The organism is Desemzia sp. FAM 23988 (genome assembly GCF_045528365.1).
Classification (GTDB): domain Bacteria; phylum Bacillota; class Bacilli; order Lactobacillales; family Carnobacteriaceae; genus Desemzia.
The window spans coordinates 1-350 of sequence record NZ_JBGQQS010000071.1; the positions used below are offsets into that span (position 1 = coordinate 1).

General features: G+C 36.9%; 1 protein-coding gene. It reads left to right on the forward strand.

All coding sequences use genetic code 11. The features are described 5' to 3' along the window. Positions 1 to 26 precede the first annotated feature (26 nt). On the forward strand, positions 27 to 350 hold a 324-nt coding region (locus ACEN4L_RS13500; protein ID WP_407123681.1), incomplete at its 3' end, for a helix-turn-helix domain-containing protein.

The window sequence follows — 350 nt, forward strand, 5'->3', positions numbered from 1 at the left end:
AAATCATGAAAAGGATAATACTAACGATGAATGAAGATAAGAAATATAAAGTAATAAAAGCTGTGGCAGAAAAAAGAAAGGAAAAAAAGAGAGCTTGTGTTGAACTTGGGCTCTCGATGAGGCAAGTCAACAGATTGATTCAAGACTATCAAGAAGGAGGAAAAGCTGTTTTTTCACACGGCAACAGAGGAAAAGCAGCTAGGCACGCCGTGCCAGAGGAAATAAAAAGACAAGTGATCGAGCTCTATCAAAGTTTTAAGATAAAGCCTAACGTGAAGCATTTTACTGAAATTTTGAAGGAGGATCATGCTATCTGTTACACCGATACGACCATTCGTCATATTTTATAT